Raw genomic sequence first — 18,260 nt, forward strand, 5'->3', positions numbered from 1 at the left:
TCGCCACAACAAGCATGCTCCCAGGGTTTCAGGTCGCTACTGTTAGAACACCACGCCTTGGCTGCGCAGGTAGTCGTCGTAGGTGCCGCTGAAGTCGATCACGCCGTTGGCGCTCAACTCGATGATGCGGGTGGCCAGGGACGATACGAACTCACGGTCGTGGCTGACGAAGATCAGCGTGCCTGGGTAGTTCTCGAGCGCCAGGTTCAGCGCCTCGATGGATTCCATGTCCAAGTGGTTGGTCGGTTCGTCCATGATCAGCACGTTCGGCTTTTGCAGGATCAGCTTGCCGAACAGCATGCGGCCTTGCTCACCACCGGAGATCACCTTGACCGACTTGAGGATCTCGTCGTTGGAGAACAGCATGCGCCCCAGGGTGCCACGGATCACTTGCTCGCCTTGAGTCCACTGGCCCATCCAGTCGAACAGGCTCATGTCGTTTTCGAAGTCGCTGGCGTGGTCCTGGGCGTAGTAGCCCAGTTCCGCGGCGTCGGTCCACTTGATGCTGCCGGCATCCGGGGTCAGTTCGTTGACCAGGGTGCGCAGCAGGGTGGTCTTGCCGATACCGTTCGGGCCGATGATCGCCACGCGCTCGCCGGCTTCAACCTGGAAGCTGAAGTCCTTGAACAGCGGCTTGCCGTCGAAACCTTTGGCCATGCGCTCGACGATGACCGCCTGGCGGTGCAGCTTTTTGGTTTGTTCGAAACGGATGAACGGGCTCACGCGGCTCGAAGGCTTGACCTCGGCCAGCTGGATCTTGTCGATCGCCTTGGCACGGGAGGTCGCCTGCTTGGCTTTCGAGGCGTTGGCCGAGAAGCGGCTGACGAAGGACTGCAGCTCGGAGATCTGCGCTTTCTTCTTGGCGTTGTCCGACAGCAGTTGCTCGCGGGACTGGGTCGCCACGGTCATGTACTCGTCGTAGTTGCCCGGGAACAGGCGCAGCTCGCCGTAGTCCAGGTCAGCCATGTGGGTGCACACGCTGTTCAGGAAGTGACGGTCGTGAGAGATGATGATCATCAGGCTGGAGCGCTGGGTCAGGATGTTTTCCAGCCAGCGGATGGTGTTGATGTCCAAGTGGTTGGTCGGTTCGTCGAGCAACAGCACTTCCGGGTCCGAGAACAGCGCCTGGGCCAGCAACACACGCAGTTTCCAGCCGGGGGACACTTCGCTCATCGGGCCGAAATGCTGTTCCAGGGGAATACCCAGGCCCAGCAGCAGTTCACCGGCACGGGATTCGGCGGTGTAGCCGTCCATCTCGGCGAATTCGGTTTCCAGCTCGGCCACGGCCATGCCGTCGTCTTCGCTCATTTCCGGCAGCGAGTAGATACGGTCGCGCTCGGCCTTGACCTTCCACAGCTCCTCGTGCCCCATGATCACGGTGTCGAGCACGGTGAATTCTTCGTAGGCGAACTGGTCCTGGCGCAGCTTGCCCAGGCGCACATTCGGCTCCAGCATGACCTGTCCGCCGGACGGATCGAGGTCGCCGCCGAGGATTTTCATGAAGGTCGACTTGCCGCAACCGTTGGCACCGATCAGACCATACCGGTTGCCGGCGCCGAACTTGACCGAGACGTTCTCAAAGAGCGGCTTGGCGCCGAACTGCATGGTGATGTTAGCTGTGGAGATCAATTACTTTACCTATCAATGGGTTGCGAGCGTGGCGGCAGGAGCCTTCAGGCATGCATCAACAGCGACATCAAGGCGCGAAACCCGGTCGCTGAGCAAAAAATGGGGGATGTGTGTTGGAATTTGGCGCGCATTGTCGCATATGTCAGGCGACAGTTGTATGGCGGTCGACGAGGGATGTTGAGCGCTTTGAATGTGGCAAGCCATTCTCGACGAAGCCGCGCTCAGTAAGTTGTTGCGATTGCCTGCGCGAGCTGCATGTCGGTCATGGGGCGCGTGTGAGGGGCCGAGCGGTAGTGTAGAGATGCCTGCTCAAACTGAGCGCCGCGAATTTCGCCCTCGGAGCCAATGAATGTAAGGGCATCATCCTTCGCTTTTTTCATTACTGAGGGCGAGTAGACCGTAAATGCCGTGGTCCCGCCGAGGACAATGGTCGGGAACAGGGTGGTGGCGCTCAGCGCTCTCTCGACCGGGTTCTCCACATACCATGCCATAGCGTTGGTGCTGATCGATGCCATGAGGGCGATTGCCAGCGTCTTCCAGGAATTCATTCTTCGATGCTTCCATTGCGGTCGAAGGACGCACGATAACAGAGTCGGCTGAGCGCCAGAAACCCGGCCCGTCAGCAATTAAACACAGGCGCATAACGCTCTTCGCGTTTCTTGAAGTGAATCGGGGCCATAGGGACTTTTTCACCGTTGACGAATATGTCCGGGAAGGTAAGCGTGAAATCATCCATGTCGCCTTGGCCCAACGCTGTCCCTTTGAACCCGCTGTGGAATGTTTTCCTGGGGTCGAAACCGGTTTTGAGTTGTTCAATGGTGACAGGATAGCTTTGCCCATTCGCCAGGGTGACCGTGACAACGGGCGACGCTGCACTGACCCAAAGCGTCGGGTCGGCCTGTTTGACGGCTGCTGTGCTATTGGATGGGTAGAGCCGTCCGAACAGGCGCAGTTCAGCAGCGGTTGAGCGCTGGTTACCCGGCCAGCTGGATGTGCCGGGTGGCGCAACATAGACCAGCACATGAACCCAGTTGAGTTCTTCTGCCAGTGGGGCATAGCTCATCGCCGCTTTCGGGCCGGGGCAGGTGCGCGAAAGCAGGGCGTTGCTGCCCACCGTCGACTCCGGATGCAGATAGGGCCCCGTGCTGCATCCTGCGAGCAGAAGCAGTAGCGGATACAGGAAGTATTTCTTCATAGGGGCAACTCCATTTGCTGTTTGGGTTCGGCGCACAGTGTCGCTTATATCAGGCCGCAGATGCGTGAGGCGCGAAGAAGGGTTTGGCCAGCGTCTCCGGCATCGCCAGCCATAACAGCGCCAACGCGACGCCCGCCACCCCGGCCAGGGTGAGGAAGGCCGCATTGTAGCCGGCCTGCTGCACCACAAAACCGGCCAGGCTGCTGCTCAAGGCCGCGCCCAGCCCAAATACGGTGGACAGCGCCCCCAGGCTGACGTTGAAACGCCCGGTGCCCTGGGTCAGGTCCTTGACGATCACCGGGAACAGCGCACCGAAGATCCCCGCGCCGATACCGTCGAGCATCTGCACGGCCACCAGCCAGTAGGGATCGCTGGACAGGGTATAGAGCACGCCACGCAGCGGCAGGATCATGAAGCCGAACAGCAACAGCGGCTTGCGCCCCCACACGTCGGCCTTGCTGCCCACCAGCCAGGCCATCGGCACCATCACCAATTGTGCGGCGACAATACAGGCCGAGGTCAGCGGCGTGGCCATCTGCAGGTTGATCTGCGAGAGCTTCTGGCTGACCAGTGGCAGCATCGCCGCATTGGCCAGGTGGAAGAGGGCGCAGCAGACGGCAAACAGCAATAACGGCCGGTTGGCCAGCAAGACCGCAATGCCGGACGGCTGCTCATGGTCGCTGTGGTGGGCAGGGTCGAAGCCCCGGGCCACCTCATGGTCGATCGCCTTGGCGGAGACGCAACTGACCGCGACGACGCTGGCCACTGCCATAAAGGCCATCAGGTAGAACACCACCACGGGTCCGAACAGGTACGCCAGGCCACCGGCCAACAGCGCCGCCACAGCGTTGCCGGCATGGTTGAAGGTTTCGTTGCGCCCGGTGCGCCGGGTGAACGCACGTGGCCCGGTAATGCCCAGGGAAATCGCGGAGATCGCCGGGGCGAACACCGAGGCAGCGATGGCACTGGCCGCCTGGGTCAAGGCAACCAGGCTGAATGAACTGACGAAGGGCAGCAGCAGGCAACTGCCGGTCACCAGCAGGGCGGCAACGGCAATCACAGCGCGTTTGCTGCGCGTGCGGTCGATCAGGGCACCCGCCGGGCCCTGGGTGATCAGCGCGGCGATACCTGCCAGGGTCATGACTACGCCGATACTGGCCGGATCCCACTTGTGCACCGCCAGCAAGTAGATGGCCAGGTACGGGCCGAGGCCGTCGCGCACATCCGCCAGGAAAAAATTCAGGCTGTCCAGGGACAGGGTATTACGCAGGTCGGCGTGTTTGGCCACGATCAGGACTTCGCAGGGGGCGTTCAAAGGCTGAACACTCATTGCGCTAGTGACCTGCGCGCAGTTCATTTAGTTTCGCCTGCTGCTGGGGTTTTAATCTGCGGGCTTGTGGCTTATTTTCTTTGCCTCGCCGTATGACTTATCTGGAGACGCAATGGACATGCCCTCAGCTCAACAGGCGATTGCCTGCAACAAGGACGCCTGGGATCAATCCGCCGACCTGCATAAAACCACCGAGACCTGGAGCGCCCTGCTTAACGGGGTCCGCGACCCTGGGTTTTCGTGCCTGGACCCCACCCTTACCGGGCTGTTGCAAGACATCGGCGTTGCCGGCAAAGAGGTGGTGCAGGTGTGCTGCAATAACGGTCGCGAAAGCCTGTCGCTGTTTGGCCTGGGCGCGTGCTCGGTGGTCGGTGTGGATCAATCCCGGGCGTTCCTGCAGCAGGCCCGTGAGCTTGCCGACGTTTCGCCCCACAACCCGGAATTCATCGAAAGCGATATCCACCAGTTGCCATCCCGCTTGCACGAGCGCTTCGACATTGCCTTGGTGACCATCGGCGTGCTGGGCTGGATGCCGGATGTGGCGCTGTTCATGCGCCATGTTGCGAGGACCTTGAAACCCGGTGGCACGCTGGTGATGTATGAAACCCACCCGTTTCTGGAAATGTTCGACCCGCGCGCGCCAGACCCACTGTTGCCGGCCAGTTCGTACTTCCAGCGTGAGCCTTTTGTGCTGCAGGAGTCGATTGTCTATGAGGGGCAGGGCGAAGTGGCGGGGCCGACCTCCTATTGGTATGTGCACACCCTGGGGGATGTGGTGAGCGCGGCGATTGCTGCGCAATTGCAGATCGACCATCTGCAGGAATATGCCCACTCCAATCGCGAAGAACTTTACGACCAGTACGAGCACCAGCCTGCCCAGTTGCCCCTGTGCTTCACGCTGGCCGCCACCAGGCGTCCCGCCTGAGCCGATTCGCACCAGGCAAAAAAAAGCCCGCGCACTGGCGGGCCAAGGGATTTACTGGAGTAGGTAGGCTTCACCCTATAGGGCTGAAAGTGAAGGCTTTGTGAAAATGCTGTCGCGCGTTCGGATGGCGCACAGCATCAAGCGCGGCGCACGAAAGTGCGCATGGTTTGGCCTGGGCCGGTACTGAACACGATGGGCCTGGGCATACCTTCATCCGCAGCAATGAACACAAATGAATCCCCCTCAAGGCGATAACTGGCGGGCAGGTGCTTACCGGCGTCATCGCCCAGGGCGTCCACCCAGGTAATGCTTTTGGGAACCGTGCTGCTGTCGAGGAAAAACCGGCCCGCCAACAACACCTCGCCACTGACGGTCTTCACTTCGAAGCGGTCGCCGCTGATGGTGGTTAAAGCACCCGGAGCGCTGTGGGCATCGATGGGATTGAGTACGCCACTGTCTTCGAGTGAGGTTTGCTCCCAGGCGCCTTGAAGGGCTTGACTATCCGGATCTGAAAGGGCTGACATACAAATTCCTTTTTGCTGAGGGGTAATTGCCGGACGTTGCCGGCGGTGCAGCCTTTTACCATCTTTCGCCGTTCGATGATCGGTGGTTGCCGTGCCCCAAGGCCTGCCCGTCAAGGCGTCTGCCTGGCACATTCACTAGACAGGTTTTCACAATTCTTGATTAACTTTTGGTTACAAACTGTGGCTAAATAACTGCCACGGACCACGTATCGGGTCATTACTCAGCCGGTCGTGCCAATTGTGTGAATTGTGATTTCAGACGCTGCTATCCATCCTCAGCCGTTGTGGGCGCGCAGGAGCAGCCTGTTTTCTTCTGACATGTGAACGAAATTCCTTGAAACTCATCATTGTTGTTCTCTACGTTGCCTCCATTGCGTATGTACACCTGCGTGGTCGGGTGCGGCATAAGCTGGGCCGCCAACTCAGTGATCATTCGACCTTCCTGGCCCCGATCAACTGCTTGCTGTACCTGTGCTCCAGGCTACCCGGCCGCCCCTACCTGTCACCCAGTGACTTTCCTGACTTGAGCCCCCTTGAGGCGCATTGGAAGGAGATTCGCGAGGAGGGCCTGAACCTCATGCACATGGGTGAAATCAAGCGCTCGGACCAGTACAACGATGTAGGTTTCAACTCGTTCTTCAAGTCTGGCTGGAAGCGCTTTTACCTGAAATGGTACGGCGAAAGCCATCCTTCGGCGATGAAGCTGTGCCCGCGTACCACCGAGCTGTTGCAGGGCATCGGCTCGATCAAGGCGGCAATGTTCGCCGAGTTGCCACCGGGCTCCAAGCTGGTGCGCCACCGTGACCCCTACGCCGGTTCGTACCGTTATCACTTGGGCTTGGTGACCCCGAATGATCCGGGCTGCTATATCAATGTGGACGGCGAGAACTATTACTGGCGTGACGGTGAGGCAGTGATGTTTGACGAGACTTACATCCACTACGCCGAAAACACCACGCAGCAGAACCGCATCATCCTGTTTTGCGATATCGAGCGGCCGATGAAATATCGCTGGGCTGCCACGTTCAACCGTTGGTTCAGTCGTAACGTCATGGCCGCTGCAGGCTCGCCCAACGATGCAGGCGACAAGACAGGCGGGCTCAATCGCGCGTTTAACCGGCTGTACAAGATTCGCTTGCGTGGTAAAGAGCTGAAAAAACGCAACCGCACACGTTACTACCTGGAAAAATGGGCGATCTTCGCGGCACTGGCACTCATCTTCATACTGATTTGAAGTCGACCCGGGCGTTAGTCACTCCGGTGGATTTGCGCCCAACTTTTCCCACATTTTTTTATTGATCTTCTGCCGATTGGCGTAGCCGGCCCAAGGATCAACCTTCAGCCCGTGCAAGCGTTGGTGCAGGTTGGCCACCGTCCATTGCTGAGCGCCGCGCAAGCCCTTCAATTCCTCGCGACTGACCGGCACCGACACCGGCAGCCCAGGGCGTGCGCGCACCGAATAAGCCGCCACGGTGCTCGCGCCTCGTGCATTGCGCAGGTAATCGATAAAGATCTTGCCTACACGGTTTTTCGGCCCGGAGGTGGCGGTGAAGCGCTCGGGCAGTTGCTCGGTCATGAAATGGGCAATGGCCTTGGCAAAGGCCTTTACGCTGTCCCAGCCATCCCGCCGCGCCAACGGTATGACCAGGTGCAAGCCTTTGCCGCCGCTGGTCTTGACGAAGGCTTCCAACCCCAGCTCGTCGAGTACCGACAAGGTGAGCTGAGCGGCTTCCAGCATGGTTTTCCAGGGCAGCGCCGGGTCCGGGTCAAGGTCCAGCACAAACAGGTCCGGGGTTTCGATCTTGTCCGAGGTGGCGCCCCAGGTATGCAGTTCGAGGGTGCCCATTTGCACGGCCCCAATCAGCGCTTTCGTCGTGTCGATCTCCATCAGGCGCGCATGGCCTGGATCCAGTGCCGGGTCCAGTTGCTTGATGTTCGGAATCGCCAGGCGCTCCGCGTGCTTCTGGAAGAACTGCTCGCCCTCGATGCCTTCCGGAGCCCTGAGCAGGGACACGGGGCGATGGCGCAGGAAGGGCAGGATCCATTCGCTGATGCCTTCGTAGAACTGCGCCAATTGCTGTTTTTGTGTGCCGCTTTGCGGGTCGATGACGCGCTCGGGGTGAGTGATGTTCACGCCGCTGCTGGGCTTCTGGCTTTTCAGCGCTTTGAGGGATTTTGCCGTGCGCGGCTGTTCATGGATGATCTGCCCTGCGGGCTTGTCGGTGCGCAACCCCACGAAGACCGCCTGGCGCACCACGCCTTCGCGGGTCCATTCGGCAAATTGCACTTCGCCGACCAGGCGCGGTTCCACCCAGTGCACACCCCGTGCCTGGGCGGCGGTGAGGGGTTTTTCCAGAGGCGATGCCTTGCGCTCCAGAGGGGTGAGTTGGGCGTAGATGTTTTTCAATGAGGCCTGGTCGAACCCGGTGCCCACCCGCCCGGCGTAGACCAGCCCGCCATCGTCATTGACTGCCAGCAGCAGCGCGCCGAAACCACTGCGCGAACCCTGGGGGCGGGTGTAGCCGACAATCACGAACTCCTGGCGCAGGCGGCATTTGAGCTTGATCCAATCGGTATTTCGAGTGGAGACGTAGGGGCTGCCCTTGCGCTTGCCGATCACGCCTTCCAAGGCCAGGTCGCAGGCGCTTTCGAAAATATCCTGCTGGTTGGCGGCAAACGCTTCGGAGAAGCGCAGCAGTTTGCTGCGGCTGCCGGACAAGGCGTCTTTGAGCGCGGCGCGACGCTCCTCCAGCGGCGCCTGGCGCTGATCGCTGCCGTTTAAAAACGGCGCGTCGAACAGGTAGTAGACAATGTCCAGGCTGCGGCCGATATCAAAGGCATTTTGCAGCGCCTGAAAGTCCGGCAGGCCATCACCATTGAGGCTGACCACCTCGCCATCGAGCCAGCTGTCCTTGAGCTTGAGGGCGTGCAAGGCCTTGGCCTGGCGTGGCAGGCGTTCGGTCCAGTCGTGGCCGTTACGCGTGAACAGGCGAACCTCGCCGTCGCGTATGCGGGCGAGCATGCGGTAACCGTCGAACTTGATTTCGTAGTGCCAATCGCCCTCGGGCGCGCGGTCAACCAGGGTTGCCAATTGCGGCGCGAATTGATCGGGTAAGGCGGCTGTGGCTTTCTGTGTTTTTGCGCGTGGTTTGGGCTTGGTTTTGCCCACGGATGCGCCGCTGAGCACGCTTTTGGGTTGGGCCTGGACAATGTCGTAGTCGGCGGCGGGGCGTGCCTGTTGGTCTTTTTCCTTGATCAGCAGCCACTGCTCCTTGTCGCCGCTGCCCTTGAGGCGCGTACGCACCAGCGCCCAGTCACCCGAGAGCTTTTCACCGACCAGGGTGAATTTGAGTTTGCCGGCGGCGTAGGCCTTGTGCGGGTCGTCGTGGGGCTTCCACACACCGCGGTCCCACACGATCACGTCGCCGGCGCCGTATTGGCCGGCCGGGATACTGCCCTCGAATCCGCCATAGCTGATGGGATGATCTTCAACATGGACAGCCAAGCGTTTCTGGCTCGGGTCCAGACTCGGGCCTTTGGGCACCGCCCAACTAAGCAGCACGCCGTCCAGTTCCAGGCGAAAGTCATAATGCAGGTTGCGCGCATCGTGCTTCTGGATCACGAAGCTCAGTGCCGATGCCTTGCGTTTACGGCCCGGTGAGCTGCCTGATGGCTCGGCGGTGACCTCGAAATCGCGTTTACGGTTGTATTCGCTCAGGGGCTTTGCCATGGGGTTCTCCTGTAGATGGCAGGCTCAAGAGGCCTTTTTGCCGGCTTTTTTTGCCGCCGGTTTTTTCGTCGTCGGTTTGCCGGCCAGGCTGCGTTTGAGCAGCTCGGTCAAATCGATCACATCGGCGGACTTGCGCTCGTCGCTGCCTTCCTGGGATTCGACGTCTTCGATCTTGCCGGCCTTGGCCTTCTTCGCCACCAGCGCCATGATTTTTTCCTGAAAACTGTCGCGATAGTCCTCGGGCTGCCAGTCTGCACTCATGTCTTGCACCAGACGCTTGGCCATGTCCAGCTCGCCTTTGGCCAGGCTCGGTTTGGTCACGTCGCTGGGGAGTTCCAGTTCATCCAGGCCGCGCACCTCGGCGGGCCAGCGCAGCATCACCAGCACCAGCGCCGACTCCAGGGGCATCACTGCCGCCAGGTGCTGCTTGGTATGCAGCACCACGTTGGCCAGGGCGACCTTGCGGGTTTTGTTCAGGGTTTCGCGCAGCAGCGCGTAGACCTTGCCACCGCGTTTGTCCGGGGCCAGGAAGTAGGGGGTGTCGATGTTCGGCAGCGGGATCTGGTCGCTGTCGACGAAGGCGATGATCTCGATGGTCTGGGTCGATTTAGGGTGGGCCGAGCGAATTTCCTCTTCACTGAGCACCACATAGCGGCCTTTCTCAAACGCCACGCCCTTGACGATATTCTCCTTGGTGACTTCCTTGCCGGTGGTCTTGTTGATGCGTTTGTAGCCCACCGGGTCCATGCTGCGCTTGTCCAGCCAGTCGAAATCCACGCCCTGGGCGGACGTGGCCGAGACCAGCGATACCGGAATATGAACCAGGCCGAAACTGATGGCGCCTTTCCAGATTGCCCGTGGCATACGTGCGATTCCTTAACAAGAAGCTGTGTTCTGGTGACTCGAAGGCTGCGTGAAAAGTTTCGCCGGGCAGATGCGCGGACAGATCTCGTTACACCTGATCAGAAACTATTTAGTTACGAAAGCCGAACCCAGGGCGTAGCGTGGTATCGAAAGCACGTACTCCTCGCCCCAGAGAGGCTTTGTCATGAACAGTTGTGTGCGTCATCTCGCGGTGCTGGTGTTGGGCCTGGCACTTGGGCCAGTTGCCCTCGCGCAAAACCTGCCCGGCAGAAGCGATTCCAATACCGGCCCGATCCACCGGGCCAATCCCAACAGCATGCAGGGCACCCAGCCCAATACGCCGGCGGTGCGTGGTATTCAGACCGTGCCGACGCCGCGCGCACCGACCCTGGAAAACGGTGGTATCGGCAATCGCTACCCGCAACGCGATGCGGCCCCCAGCCGCCCAGCCACCGACTCCAAAGCCCCCACCTATGATGCCAACGGCAATCGCCGGTAAGGACGCTGTCTTATGTTTATACGCAAAACCCTGCTCGCCACCCTGTGCGCCACCACCCTGCTTGCGCAGACGGCCGTTTATGCCGCCGATGGGCAGCAGTTCCCCAGTGAACAAGGCAGCATCACCGCGACCCCGATCGCCAAAGGCCTCGATCACCCGTGGGCCGTGGCGTTTCTACCCGACCAGCAAGGGTTCCTGGTGACCGAGCGTCCGGGGCGCCTGCGCCTTGTCAGTCCGGACGGCAAGCTGTCTGCGCCGTTGACCGGCGTGCCTGAGGTGTGGGCCAAGGGGCAGGGCGGTTTGCTCGATGTGGTGCTGTCGCCGGACTTCAAGCAGGACCGCATGGTCTACCTGACGTACGCCGAAGGCGGTGGCAAGGGCGGTACGGCCGGCACCGCAGTGGGGCGCGGGCGCCTGGCTAAGGACATGAGTGGCTTGACCGATTTCAACGTGATCCTGCGCCAGGAGCCGAAACTCTCCACCGGCAACCACTTCGGTTCGCGCCTGGCCTTCGACCGCGATGGCTACCTGTTCGTGACCCTGGGGGAAAACAACGACCGCCCGACCGCCCAGGACCTGGACAAGCTGCAGGGCAAAGTCGTACGGATCTACCCGGATGGCCGCGTGCCCGATGACAACCCGTTTGTCGGTCAAGCCGGGGTACGTTCCGAGATCTGGTCCTACGGCCAGCGCAATCCGCAAGGGCTGGCGCTGAACCCATGGAGTGGCACGCTCTGGGAAAACGAACACGGGCCGCGCGGCGGTGATGAAATCAACATTATCGAGCGCGGCAAGAACTACGGCTGGCCGCTGGCGACTCACGGCATCAACTATTCGCTGACACCGATTCCCGAGGCCAAGGGCAAGACCGCAGAAGGCACCGTAGCGCCCCACCATGTGTGGGAGAAATCACCGGCCATCAGTGGCATGGCCTTCTACGACGCCGACCGGTTCAAGGCGTGGCAGCACAACGTGTTCATCGGTGCGCTGGCCAGCCAGGAACTGATTCGTCTGCAGTTCGATGGCGACAAGGTTATCCATGAGGAGCGCTTGCTGGGCGGCTTGAAGGCACGCATTCGCGATGTGCGGCAGGGGCCGGATGGCTTTCTGTATGTGCTGACGGATGAGGACGATGGCGTGCTGTATCGGGTGGGCCTCAATCAGGATTGAGCAATGAGCCGCAAGCTTGAAGTTTCAAGCTTGCGGCTTCAGTCAAAGCCCGAGTTCGGACAACCCCGGATGATCATCCGGGCGCCGTCCCAGCGGCCAGTGGAACTTGCGTTCGCTCTCCTTGATCGGCAGGTCGTTGATGCACGCGAAACGATTGGCCATCAGGCCGTTCTCGTCGAATTCCCAGTTCTCATTGCCATAGGAGCGGAACCAGTTACCCGAGTCGTCGTGCCATTCGTAGGCATAGCGCACGGCGATGCGGTTGTCGGTAAAGGCCCATAGCTCCTTGATCAGCCGATAATCCAGCTCCCTGGCCCATTTGCGCGTGAGAAAACCCTTGGCCTCTTCGCGGTCATGGGCGAATTCGGCACGGTTACGCCATTGCGTGTCCAGGGTGTAAGCCAGCGACACCCGGTGCGGGTCGCGGGAATTCCAGCCGTCTTCGGCCAGGCGCACTTTTTCAATCGCCGATTCACGGGTAAACGGCGGCAAGGGCGGACGTGTTTCTGCGGTAGATGACATCAGGCGGCTCCTTAAAACCATACAGCGTTATCGAAAGTTGCCAGGCGGGTGCGTTCACAGTCCCAATAACGTTCGCGCCATGCATTGCGCATTATCGGCAGCTGTTGAATCACCCATGACCAGGGCAACGGTAATGGCGCCATCGATCAGGATCAGCAGTTGCGCGGCCTGCCGTTCGGGGTCGGGGGTACCATGTGCTTGGCACAGTTCGAATGCGTACTCGAACAGTTTCTGTTTATGGGCCTTGGCCAGCAGGCGGACCGGGTCGTGCGGGTCGCCGGTTTCGCCACTGGTGTTGATAAAGGCGCAGCCGCGAAAATCCGCCGAGCCGAACCAGGCCTTGAGCGCGTCGAACAGCGCCAGCAAGCGTGCGCCGCTGCCATCGACGCGCTCCACTTCGCCGCGCAGCCAGTGCATCCAGCGCTCGTCACGGCGCTGCAGGGCCGCGATCACCAGCTCATCTTTATTGGCGAAGTAACGGTAAATGCTTTTTCTCGAGACGCCGGCGGTTTTCACCAGGAAGTCCATGCCGGTGGCGGCGATGCCGTGGCGATAGATCAACTTCTCGGTGACGTCGAGGATAATGTCGCGTGTTTCGTTATGAGTCATATCGTTCATGGCTTGAAAAGTAGAACGATCGTTCTTCTTGGTCAACAAGAATTTTACTCTCTGCCACTGCGAGACCTGAGCACCCCCATGGTGTAAGCTCGGGGCCTCTTCGGATTCGACCCATTGCGAGCCTTATGCCGTCGTTCTTCAAACGCTCCCTGTTGCCCAAACTGCGCGGTTTTCCCCTGACTCCCGACGCCATTGACGTGCTGTCCGGCGCTGACGCTTTCCGTCGCTGCCTGCTGGAGAACATCGCCACGGCCACCCGCCGCATCTACATCGTCGCGTTGTACCTGCAGCAGGACGAGGCAGGGCAGGAGATCTACAACGCCCTGCACGCCGCCAAGGCCGCACGGCCGGAACTGGACATCGTGGTGGTAGTCGACTGGCTGCGCGCCCAGCGCGGGCTGATCGGCGCCGGCAAGCAACCGGGCAACAGCGCCTGGTACCAGGCCATGACGCAGCGCCATGCCAGTGAAGTGCCGGTGTACGGCGTACCGGTGCAAACCCGCGAGCTGTTCGGTGTGCTGCACCTCAAGGGCTTTGTGATCGATGACAGCGTGTTGTACAGCGGTGCCAGCCTTAACAACGTGTACCTGCACAAGTTCGATAAATACCGCTTCGACCGTTACCACCTGATCCACAGCCAGCCCCTGGCGGACTCCATGCAGCACTTGGTGGAACACGGCCTGGTGACCTCCAAGGCCGTGCACCGCCTCGACCTGCCCAACCCGCCGACCACCCGCAGCCTGCGCAACGACATCGGCGACCTGCGCAGCCGTCTCAAGCACGCGGCCTACGACACCACGGCAGGGCAGTTGCCCAACGGCCACCTGTCTGTCAGCCCGTTGCTCGGCGTGGGCAAGAACAACCCGTTGAACCGCGTGATCCTCGAGCTGATCGCCAGCGCCCAGCACCAACTGACCATCTGTACGCCGTACTTCAACCTGCCGCTGCCGGTGACCCGGGAGATCAACCGCGCCCTGGCGCGTGGGGTGAAGGTCGACATCATCGTCGGCGACAAGACCGCCAACGATTTCTACATCCCGCCCAGCGAACCCTTCAAGGTGATCTCGGCACTGCCGTACCTGTATGAAATCAGCCTGCGCCGCTTTGCCAAGCGTCATCAACCGGTGATCGACAGCGGCCAGTTGAACCTGCACCTGTGGCGCGACGGCGACAACACCTACCACCTCAAGGGCATGTGGGTCGATCAGCGCTACACCTTGCTCACCGGCAACAACCTCAACCCACGGGCGTTTCGTCTCGACCTGGAAAACGCCTTGCTCATCGATGACCCCCAAGGCCAGTGGCTGGAGCCGCGACGCACGGAGCTGGCGCAGATCTTCCAGCACACCACGCGGATCGAGCGTTACCAGGACTTGCAAACCCTGGTGGATTATCCGCAGGCGGTGGGCAAGTTCCTGCGTCGCGTCAGCCGGGTGAGGATTGAGCGATTGCTGTACCGAATCCTTTAAGCCGCCTTGTGAAATCATCAGCAATGCAATCGTAGAGGGTATCGGACAGTTCCTATATCCAGCCTGGGATAAGCGTCTTTACAGTGCCTCTCACCGTTCACGGATGGACGGATCCATTCTTAATGGACTCATCCGAGAGAGCGATGACTATGTTGATGCTACTGCCTCACAGCCGCCCATCCGTTCCGGAGTTTCCCACCCCACCCAGCGCAGTGCCTGCTGCGCCTGATCCCATACCGACTCAACCACCCGCCCTGCGCAAGCGGCGATCCACTGCCGATGCAACGCCGGCCGCGGCTGGCCCGTGGACGCGACTGCCTCCCCGGGATCAGGCCCGCACTGCCGCCGCCGACACTCAGTTGGCTGAGCGCGTTGCCGCCGCTGAAAGCAGCGGCTACACGATGGTCGAGGTGCCGCCGGACAGCAGTCCGGGCATGGCAACGCGCTTGTACCAACACCTGCTGAACCGACCAGCGTTGCAACAGTGGATTGCCGAGCAGCGCCTTGAACCTGCGACCCTGACCTTTCACCGCGATCATATCGAGGGTTATGCCAACCATAATGGTGTACGCAGCGCCGTCAGATTCAGCCTGACCGATAACTCCGGCTGGAACGAAGTTTCCCGCACCCTGAGGCCGATTCGAGAACTGCTGGACCCCTCGGACCAGGGGCTGCCTTTTATCGGGTCAGACGACGCATTGTGGCTGCCGCGCCAAGGGCTCGGCCAGATCACTGCCGGCAACCTTGAGCAGACCTGGCAAGTGATCAGCGAACTGGAGGAGCGCCTTGCCCTGGCCGATCGCCTTGAAGCAGAACTTGAAGAACTGCCGGACACTGCGCGTACGGACTGGTCGGATCATGAGACCGAGCTTTCACCGGCATCGTCATTGCCCCGGCATAGCCAGGCTGCGGTGGAGCGTTTGCAGCGGTTTGTCACGTGCCCGCAAATGGTTCGCCTGCTGGAGCAGGAGGGCTTTGCCTGGGCCGGTGCGCCATTCAGGATGTCTGAAGGCAGGCTTGAGCGCCTGAGTCCGGTAGGCGGTTGGGTGAATCTGACCCGCTATGTGGAAGCCGTACCGGAACTGAACGATGAGCTCGAGGCACTGGCGGCGCTCAGCGTGCCCTTGGGCAACGCCCTGTACTCGACGCCACGCTACGACATGCGCCAGCTCCTGGATTTCAAGGGCTTGGGCTCGGCGCGTACCGTGAGTGAAACGCGCAACCTGGTTGCCTGGTTGCGCACTGCCTTGCCAACGCCGCCGCCATTGGGGGACTACGGCGCGTTGTTGCCCCGGGACTGGAAGCCGGGCACCTTGACCGCAGACGATCAAAAGCACATGGGCACCATGGCCGACATCCGCCTGCGCGGTCCCCTGGCTCGTGGGTTCAGCGCATTGTCCGGGGTCACATTGCAGGCGTTGCAGGCCGACCCGCAGGCTCACCTGGACAGGCTGCTGGACAGCCCGGATGCCTTGGCGTTCGGCGAGCAAATGGCTGGCGCGCTGCGCTGGCAGGTGGGCCAGGGCGCTAACTCGACGCTGCCCAGGACGCTGCTCCAGCAACTGGTAACCGCCGCGATCAAGCTGCACGTCGATCCCTCGATGTCCGACAAGCCCGGGGAAGTGGCTGGCTATTCGATCTACCAGCCAACGAACATGGGGCGCTCGTTCAGTCAGGTACGCCGTGATATCGAGCGCCACCTTCAGCACAACAAAGGCCTGGAACCCAAGCTGGCGGTGTTGGCTGCCCAGGTGTGCCTGGCGCAGGCGGCGCCGGAAATGCTCGTGCGCGACGTGCCCGAGTCCGTGAGTATCGGCACGCCGGCCTGGATGGAGCTGCGCCTGGGCTGCGCATTGGCCGATCACAATGCGCCAGGGACGTCGAGGACGATGAATGAACAGCAGGTCACCGACTTGACCACCCTGGAACCCGTCAGTGACGCGCAGGCGACGCTGATGCAACTCAATGCCTTGAAAGTCATCGCTGATTGGGGGGTGTTGAACGGCTGTATCAGGCAGCGCAGTGACGGTGAATACTCGTCGGGGGATATCCAGGAGGCTGCGCGGGTATTTTTCCGCCAGCGCGAAGACGTCGCCACCGCCTTCACGGCTGCGAGCAGTGAACTGCCGACGCGCAAGGCGCTGGCGATCAAGGAATTGCTGCGCGTGCTTCCTGGTATCACCCAGGCCGAACTGGAAGGCATGACCGTGCATGTGGCCAGTGCAGAGGATCGTCGCAACCTGCCGATCTCGGAACCGCGCACCCGCTCGTTGGTGGAGACCTATATGACCGGCGACCTGGCACCGGGCAAATGGGTGCTCAGTGACGACATGCCTGCTTTCCCGGCGGCGGCGAAAACGCCTTACCAGCACGCGCGGCCCCCCCAGGTAACCGAGGCGGCGCGGGCCAGGCTCGATACACGTATTCGCCGTCTGCCCGAGCTGGATAAGTTGCTGGAAAACTCGGTGCTCCAGCACCGGAAAAAGCTCCAGGACGCGTACGCCACCAAGCTTAAGCTGATGTTTGCCGAGTTGCCTCTGGAGGATCGCAAGTTGCTTGAACTGGGCAAGGTCGAACTTTTCACCTTGCGCCGGGAAACCGGGGAGATCCAGGCCAAGGAGACCGACGCACTCAAAGACGCCAGCAGGGCGCGCCACGGCACCCTGATGCGCGTTGAGCATGGACCCACGGTCGTGCATTTCGAGGTGTTCGCCAACGGCAAGATCATCAAGCGTACGGATCTACCCGACGCGATGGAGTTCGACGGCGTCATTCACCGCGAGGTTTTTCCATCACCCCACGGCCTGGTGTATTTACCGGTGGTGCGCGGCGCGCAGATGAACCTTGATTTGGACGCCTATGCCAACGGCTCCCATCCTGATCCCAACCCAGCGTTCCAGGCGGTGATCGTGTCGGCGTTGGGCGGCGCATTTGCTGCGCGAGAATTACCTCTCAGCCATACGCCGGAATCGTTCGTCCCGGACACCTACAGTTCGCGAAAAACAGCGAGCATCGTCAACAGGATCGCCCAGGACAACTTTTACGAGCCCACCGAAAGCATGTTGCAACGCGCAAGCGAGTCACTGCCGCTGGAGAAGCATCGTGAGGCGCGGGCACGCGATCATGCCTTTCTATTGGGGTTCGTGCCGTTCGTGGGGGCGTATCAGGAGTTCAAACAAGGCAATATCAGCGCAGGTCTGACCAACCTGGCACTGGATGTAGTCGGCGTGGCCATTGGTGCGGGTAGCCAGGCCCGGGCGCTGATCCGCTCTGCCAGGGCCCTGGTGCCCAGCCGCCTGACCCAGCTTGTTACACGACTCAAGCCATCGGCGATTGCAGTGCCCCAGGTGAAAGCTGGAGCGAGTTTCAGCGATCGAGCATTTGACTTCATCAAGCAGTCCGGTTTGTTTACCAGTGCGGCGCTGAACCCGCTGGATGGTTACCCGCAGATGATCAATGCCGCGACCAAGGGACTGGTAAAACTGCCGGCGTTGCTGGCGGGTGGGGCAATGAAGTGGGGCAAGACGGTCCCACACCTGGTGACCGCCGAGGAGAAATTGCGTGCGTATCTGCTGGTTGCAGCCGGGCAGGCGAGCGGCGCGGAGGCGCCCGTGGTGACACCGACAGCGGGCAAGGCGGGGCGTTATCGGGAGGTCGACATGCACGCCACGCCATACAACGGCCGCTGGTATGCGATTGACCCGCGCAGCGGCGCGCCTTTCGGCACGCCACTGAACGGCTTCGAGCCAACCCGTTGAGCCGACGACCTCCCGCGCCAGGCGCGG

At 61.1% G+C, this 18,260-nt stretch carries 15 protein-coding genes; 6 read left to right on the top strand and 9 right to left on the bottom strand.

The genetic code is table 11. From position 1 onward, the window contains the following. Nucleotides 1–42: 42 nt before the first annotated feature. The 4 genes from BFP99_RS27360 to BFP99_RS27375 all read right to left on the bottom strand — a co-directional run bounded on the left by BFP99_RS27360 (nucleotide 43) and on the right by BFP99_RS27375 (nucleotide 4,112). Complete coding sequence (locus BFP99_RS27360; protein ID WP_074846575.1) at nucleotides 43–1,629, bottom strand: ABC-F family ATPase; 1,587 nt, start codon at nucleotides 1,627–1,629, stop codon at nucleotides 43–45. A 221-nt stretch (nucleotides 1,630–1,850) separates the two neighbouring features. Further along, nucleotides 1,851–2,177: a DUF2388 domain-containing protein gene (locus tag BFP99_RS27365; protein ID WP_065948677.1), complete on the bottom strand. Its 327-nt coding sequence runs from the start codon at nucleotides 2,175–2,177 to the stop codon at nucleotides 1,851–1,853. A 71-nt stretch (nucleotides 2,178–2,248) separates the two neighbouring features. Further along, complete coding sequence (locus BFP99_RS27370) at nucleotides 2,249–2,824, bottom strand: hypothetical protein (RefSeq protein WP_065948678.1); 576 nt, start codon at nucleotides 2,822–2,824, stop codon at nucleotides 2,249–2,251. Nucleotides 2,825–2,873: 49 nt separating this feature from the next. Continuing rightward, nucleotides 2,874–4,112: an MFS transporter gene (locus BFP99_RS27375; RefSeq protein ID WP_065927753.1), complete on the bottom strand. Its 1,239-nt coding sequence runs from the start codon at nucleotides 4,110–4,112 to the stop codon at nucleotides 2,874–2,876. Between the two features lie 154 nt (nucleotides 4,113–4,266). Between BFP99_RS27375 and BFP99_RS27380 the strand changes: the two genes are divergently transcribed. Next, complete coding sequence (locus BFP99_RS27380) at nucleotides 4,267–5,079, top strand: class I SAM-dependent methyltransferase (protein ID WP_065927752.1); 813 nt, start codon at nucleotides 4,267–4,269, stop codon at nucleotides 5,077–5,079. Nucleotides 5,080–5,216: 137 nt separating this feature from the next. On the opposite strand, the gene BFP99_RS27385 is transcribed toward BFP99_RS27380, so the two are convergent. Continuing rightward, nucleotides 5,217–5,603: a TIGR03067 domain-containing protein gene (locus BFP99_RS27385; protein WP_065927751.1), complete on the bottom strand. Its 387-nt coding sequence runs from the start codon at nucleotides 5,601–5,603 to the stop codon at nucleotides 5,217–5,219. Between the two features lie 334 nt (nucleotides 5,604–5,937). Between BFP99_RS27385 and lpxO the strand changes: the two genes are divergently transcribed. Further along, nucleotides 5,938–6,837 carry a lipid A hydroxylase LpxO gene (gene lpxO / locus BFP99_RS27390; RefSeq protein ID WP_065948679.1) on the top strand — a complete coding sequence of 300 codons (900 nt, stop codon included), beginning with the start codon at nucleotides 5,938–5,940 and terminating at the stop codon, nucleotides 6,835–6,837. Nucleotides 6,838–6,855: 18 nt separating this feature from the next. Here the strand turns inward: lpxO and ligD are convergent, their stop codons facing one another. Next, entirely contained in the window at nucleotides 6,856–9,333 is a 2,478-nt protein-coding gene (gene ligD / locus BFP99_RS27395) for a DNA ligase D (protein ID WP_065948680.1), read from the bottom strand. Nucleotides 9,334–9,357: 24 nt separating this feature from the next. Next, entirely contained in the window at nucleotides 9,358–10,197 is an 840-nt protein-coding gene (locus tag BFP99_RS27400; protein WP_065948681.1) for a non-homologous end joining protein Ku, read from the bottom strand. Between the two features lie 184 nt (nucleotides 10,198–10,381). Between BFP99_RS27400 and BFP99_RS27405 the strand changes: the two genes are divergently transcribed. After that, nucleotides 10,382–10,696, top strand: a complete 315-nt coding sequence (locus BFP99_RS27405; RefSeq protein ID WP_065927747.1) for a hypothetical protein — start codon at nucleotides 10,382–10,384, stop codon at nucleotides 10,694–10,696. Nucleotides 10,697–10,708: 12 nt separating this feature from the next. Further along, complete coding sequence (locus BFP99_RS27410) at nucleotides 10,709–11,866, top strand: PQQ-dependent sugar dehydrogenase (RefSeq protein WP_065927746.1); 1,158 nt, start codon at nucleotides 10,709–10,711, stop codon at nucleotides 11,864–11,866. A 42-nt stretch (nucleotides 11,867–11,908) separates the two neighbouring features. Here the strand turns inward: BFP99_RS27410 and BFP99_RS27415 are convergent, their stop codons facing one another. Next, complete coding sequence (locus BFP99_RS27415) at nucleotides 11,909–12,388, bottom strand: nuclear transport factor 2 family protein (RefSeq protein WP_065948682.1); 480 nt, start codon at nucleotides 12,386–12,388, stop codon at nucleotides 11,909–11,911. Between the two features lie 54 nt (nucleotides 12,389–12,442). Next, the gene (locus BFP99_RS27420) at nucleotides 12,443–13,006 is read right to left on the bottom strand and encodes a TetR/AcrR family transcriptional regulator (protein ID WP_065927744.1); all 564 of its coding nucleotides are present in this window, start codon (nucleotides 13,004–13,006) and stop codon (nucleotides 12,443–12,445) included. A 125-nt stretch (nucleotides 13,007–13,131) separates the two neighbouring features. On the opposite strand from BFP99_RS27420, the gene pssA reads away from it, so the two are divergent. Both pssA and BFP99_RS27430 read left to right on the top strand, forming a co-directional pair. Then, the gene (pssA, locus tag BFP99_RS27425) at nucleotides 13,132–14,475 is read left to right on the top strand and encodes a CDP-diacylglycerol--serine O-phosphatidyltransferase (protein ID WP_065948683.1); all 1,344 of its coding nucleotides are present in this window, start codon (nucleotides 13,132–13,134) and stop codon (nucleotides 14,473–14,475) included. Nucleotides 14,476–14,624: 149 nt separating this feature from the next. Continuing rightward, nucleotides 14,625–18,233 (top strand): hypothetical protein, encoded by a 3,609-nt coding sequence (locus BFP99_RS27430; protein ID WP_218064742.1) that lies wholly within the window; start codon nucleotides 14,625–14,627, stop codon nucleotides 18,231–18,233. Nucleotides 18,234–18,260: the final 27 nt, after the last annotated feature.

Source organism: Pseudomonas sp. 1 R 17, assembly GCF_900067035.1.
Classification (GTDB): domain Bacteria; phylum Pseudomonadota; class Gammaproteobacteria; order Pseudomonadales; family Pseudomonadaceae; genus Aquipseudomonas; species Aquipseudomonas marginalis.

What these genes read in the sequence shown, in the direction of transcription:
- BFP99_RS27365 (WP_065948677.1), bottom strand. Translation starts at nt 2,177, where the DNA reads ATGAATTCCTGGAAGACGCTGGCAATCGCCCTCATGGCATCGATCAGC.
- BFP99_RS27370 (WP_065948678.1), bottom strand. Translation starts at nt 2,824, where the DNA reads ATGAAGAAATACTTCCTGTATCCGCTACTGCTTCTGCTCGCAGGATGC.
- BFP99_RS27380 (WP_065927752.1), top strand. Translation starts at nt 4,267, where the DNA reads ATGGACATGCCCTCAGCTCAACAGGCGATTGCCTGCAACAAGGACGCC.
- BFP99_RS27385 (WP_065927751.1), bottom strand. Translation starts at nt 5,603, where the DNA reads ATGTCAGCCCTTTCAGATCCGGATAGTCAAGCCCTTCAAGGCGCCTGG.
- ligD (WP_065948680.1), bottom strand. Translation starts at nt 9,333, where the DNA reads ATGGCAAAGCCCCTGAGCGAATACAACCGTAAACGCGATTTCGAGGTC.
- BFP99_RS27400 (WP_065948681.1), bottom strand. Translation starts at nt 10,197, where the DNA reads ATGCCACGGGCAATCTGGAAAGGCGCCATCAGTTTCGGCCTGGTTCAT.
- BFP99_RS27405 (WP_065927747.1), top strand. Translation starts at nt 10,382, where the DNA reads ATGAACAGTTGTGTGCGTCATCTCGCGGTGCTGGTGTTGGGCCTGGCA.
- BFP99_RS27410 (WP_065927746.1), top strand. Translation starts at nt 10,709, where the DNA reads ATGTTTATACGCAAAACCCTGCTCGCCACCCTGTGCGCCACCACCCTG.
- BFP99_RS27415 (WP_065948682.1), bottom strand. Translation starts at nt 12,388, where the DNA reads ATGTCATCTACCGCAGAAACACGTCCGCCCTTGCCGCCGTTTACCCGT.
- BFP99_RS27420 (WP_065927744.1), bottom strand. Translation starts at nt 13,006, where the DNA reads ATGAACGATATGACTCATAACGAAACACGCGACATTATCCTCGACGTC.
- pssA (WP_065948683.1), top strand. Translation starts at nt 13,132, where the DNA reads ATGCCGTCGTTCTTCAAACGCTCCCTGTTGCCCAAACTGCGCGGTTTT.
- BFP99_RS27430 (WP_218064742.1), top strand. Translation starts at nt 14,625, where the DNA reads ATGTTGATGCTACTGCCTCACAGCCGCCCATCCGTTCCGGAGTTTCCC.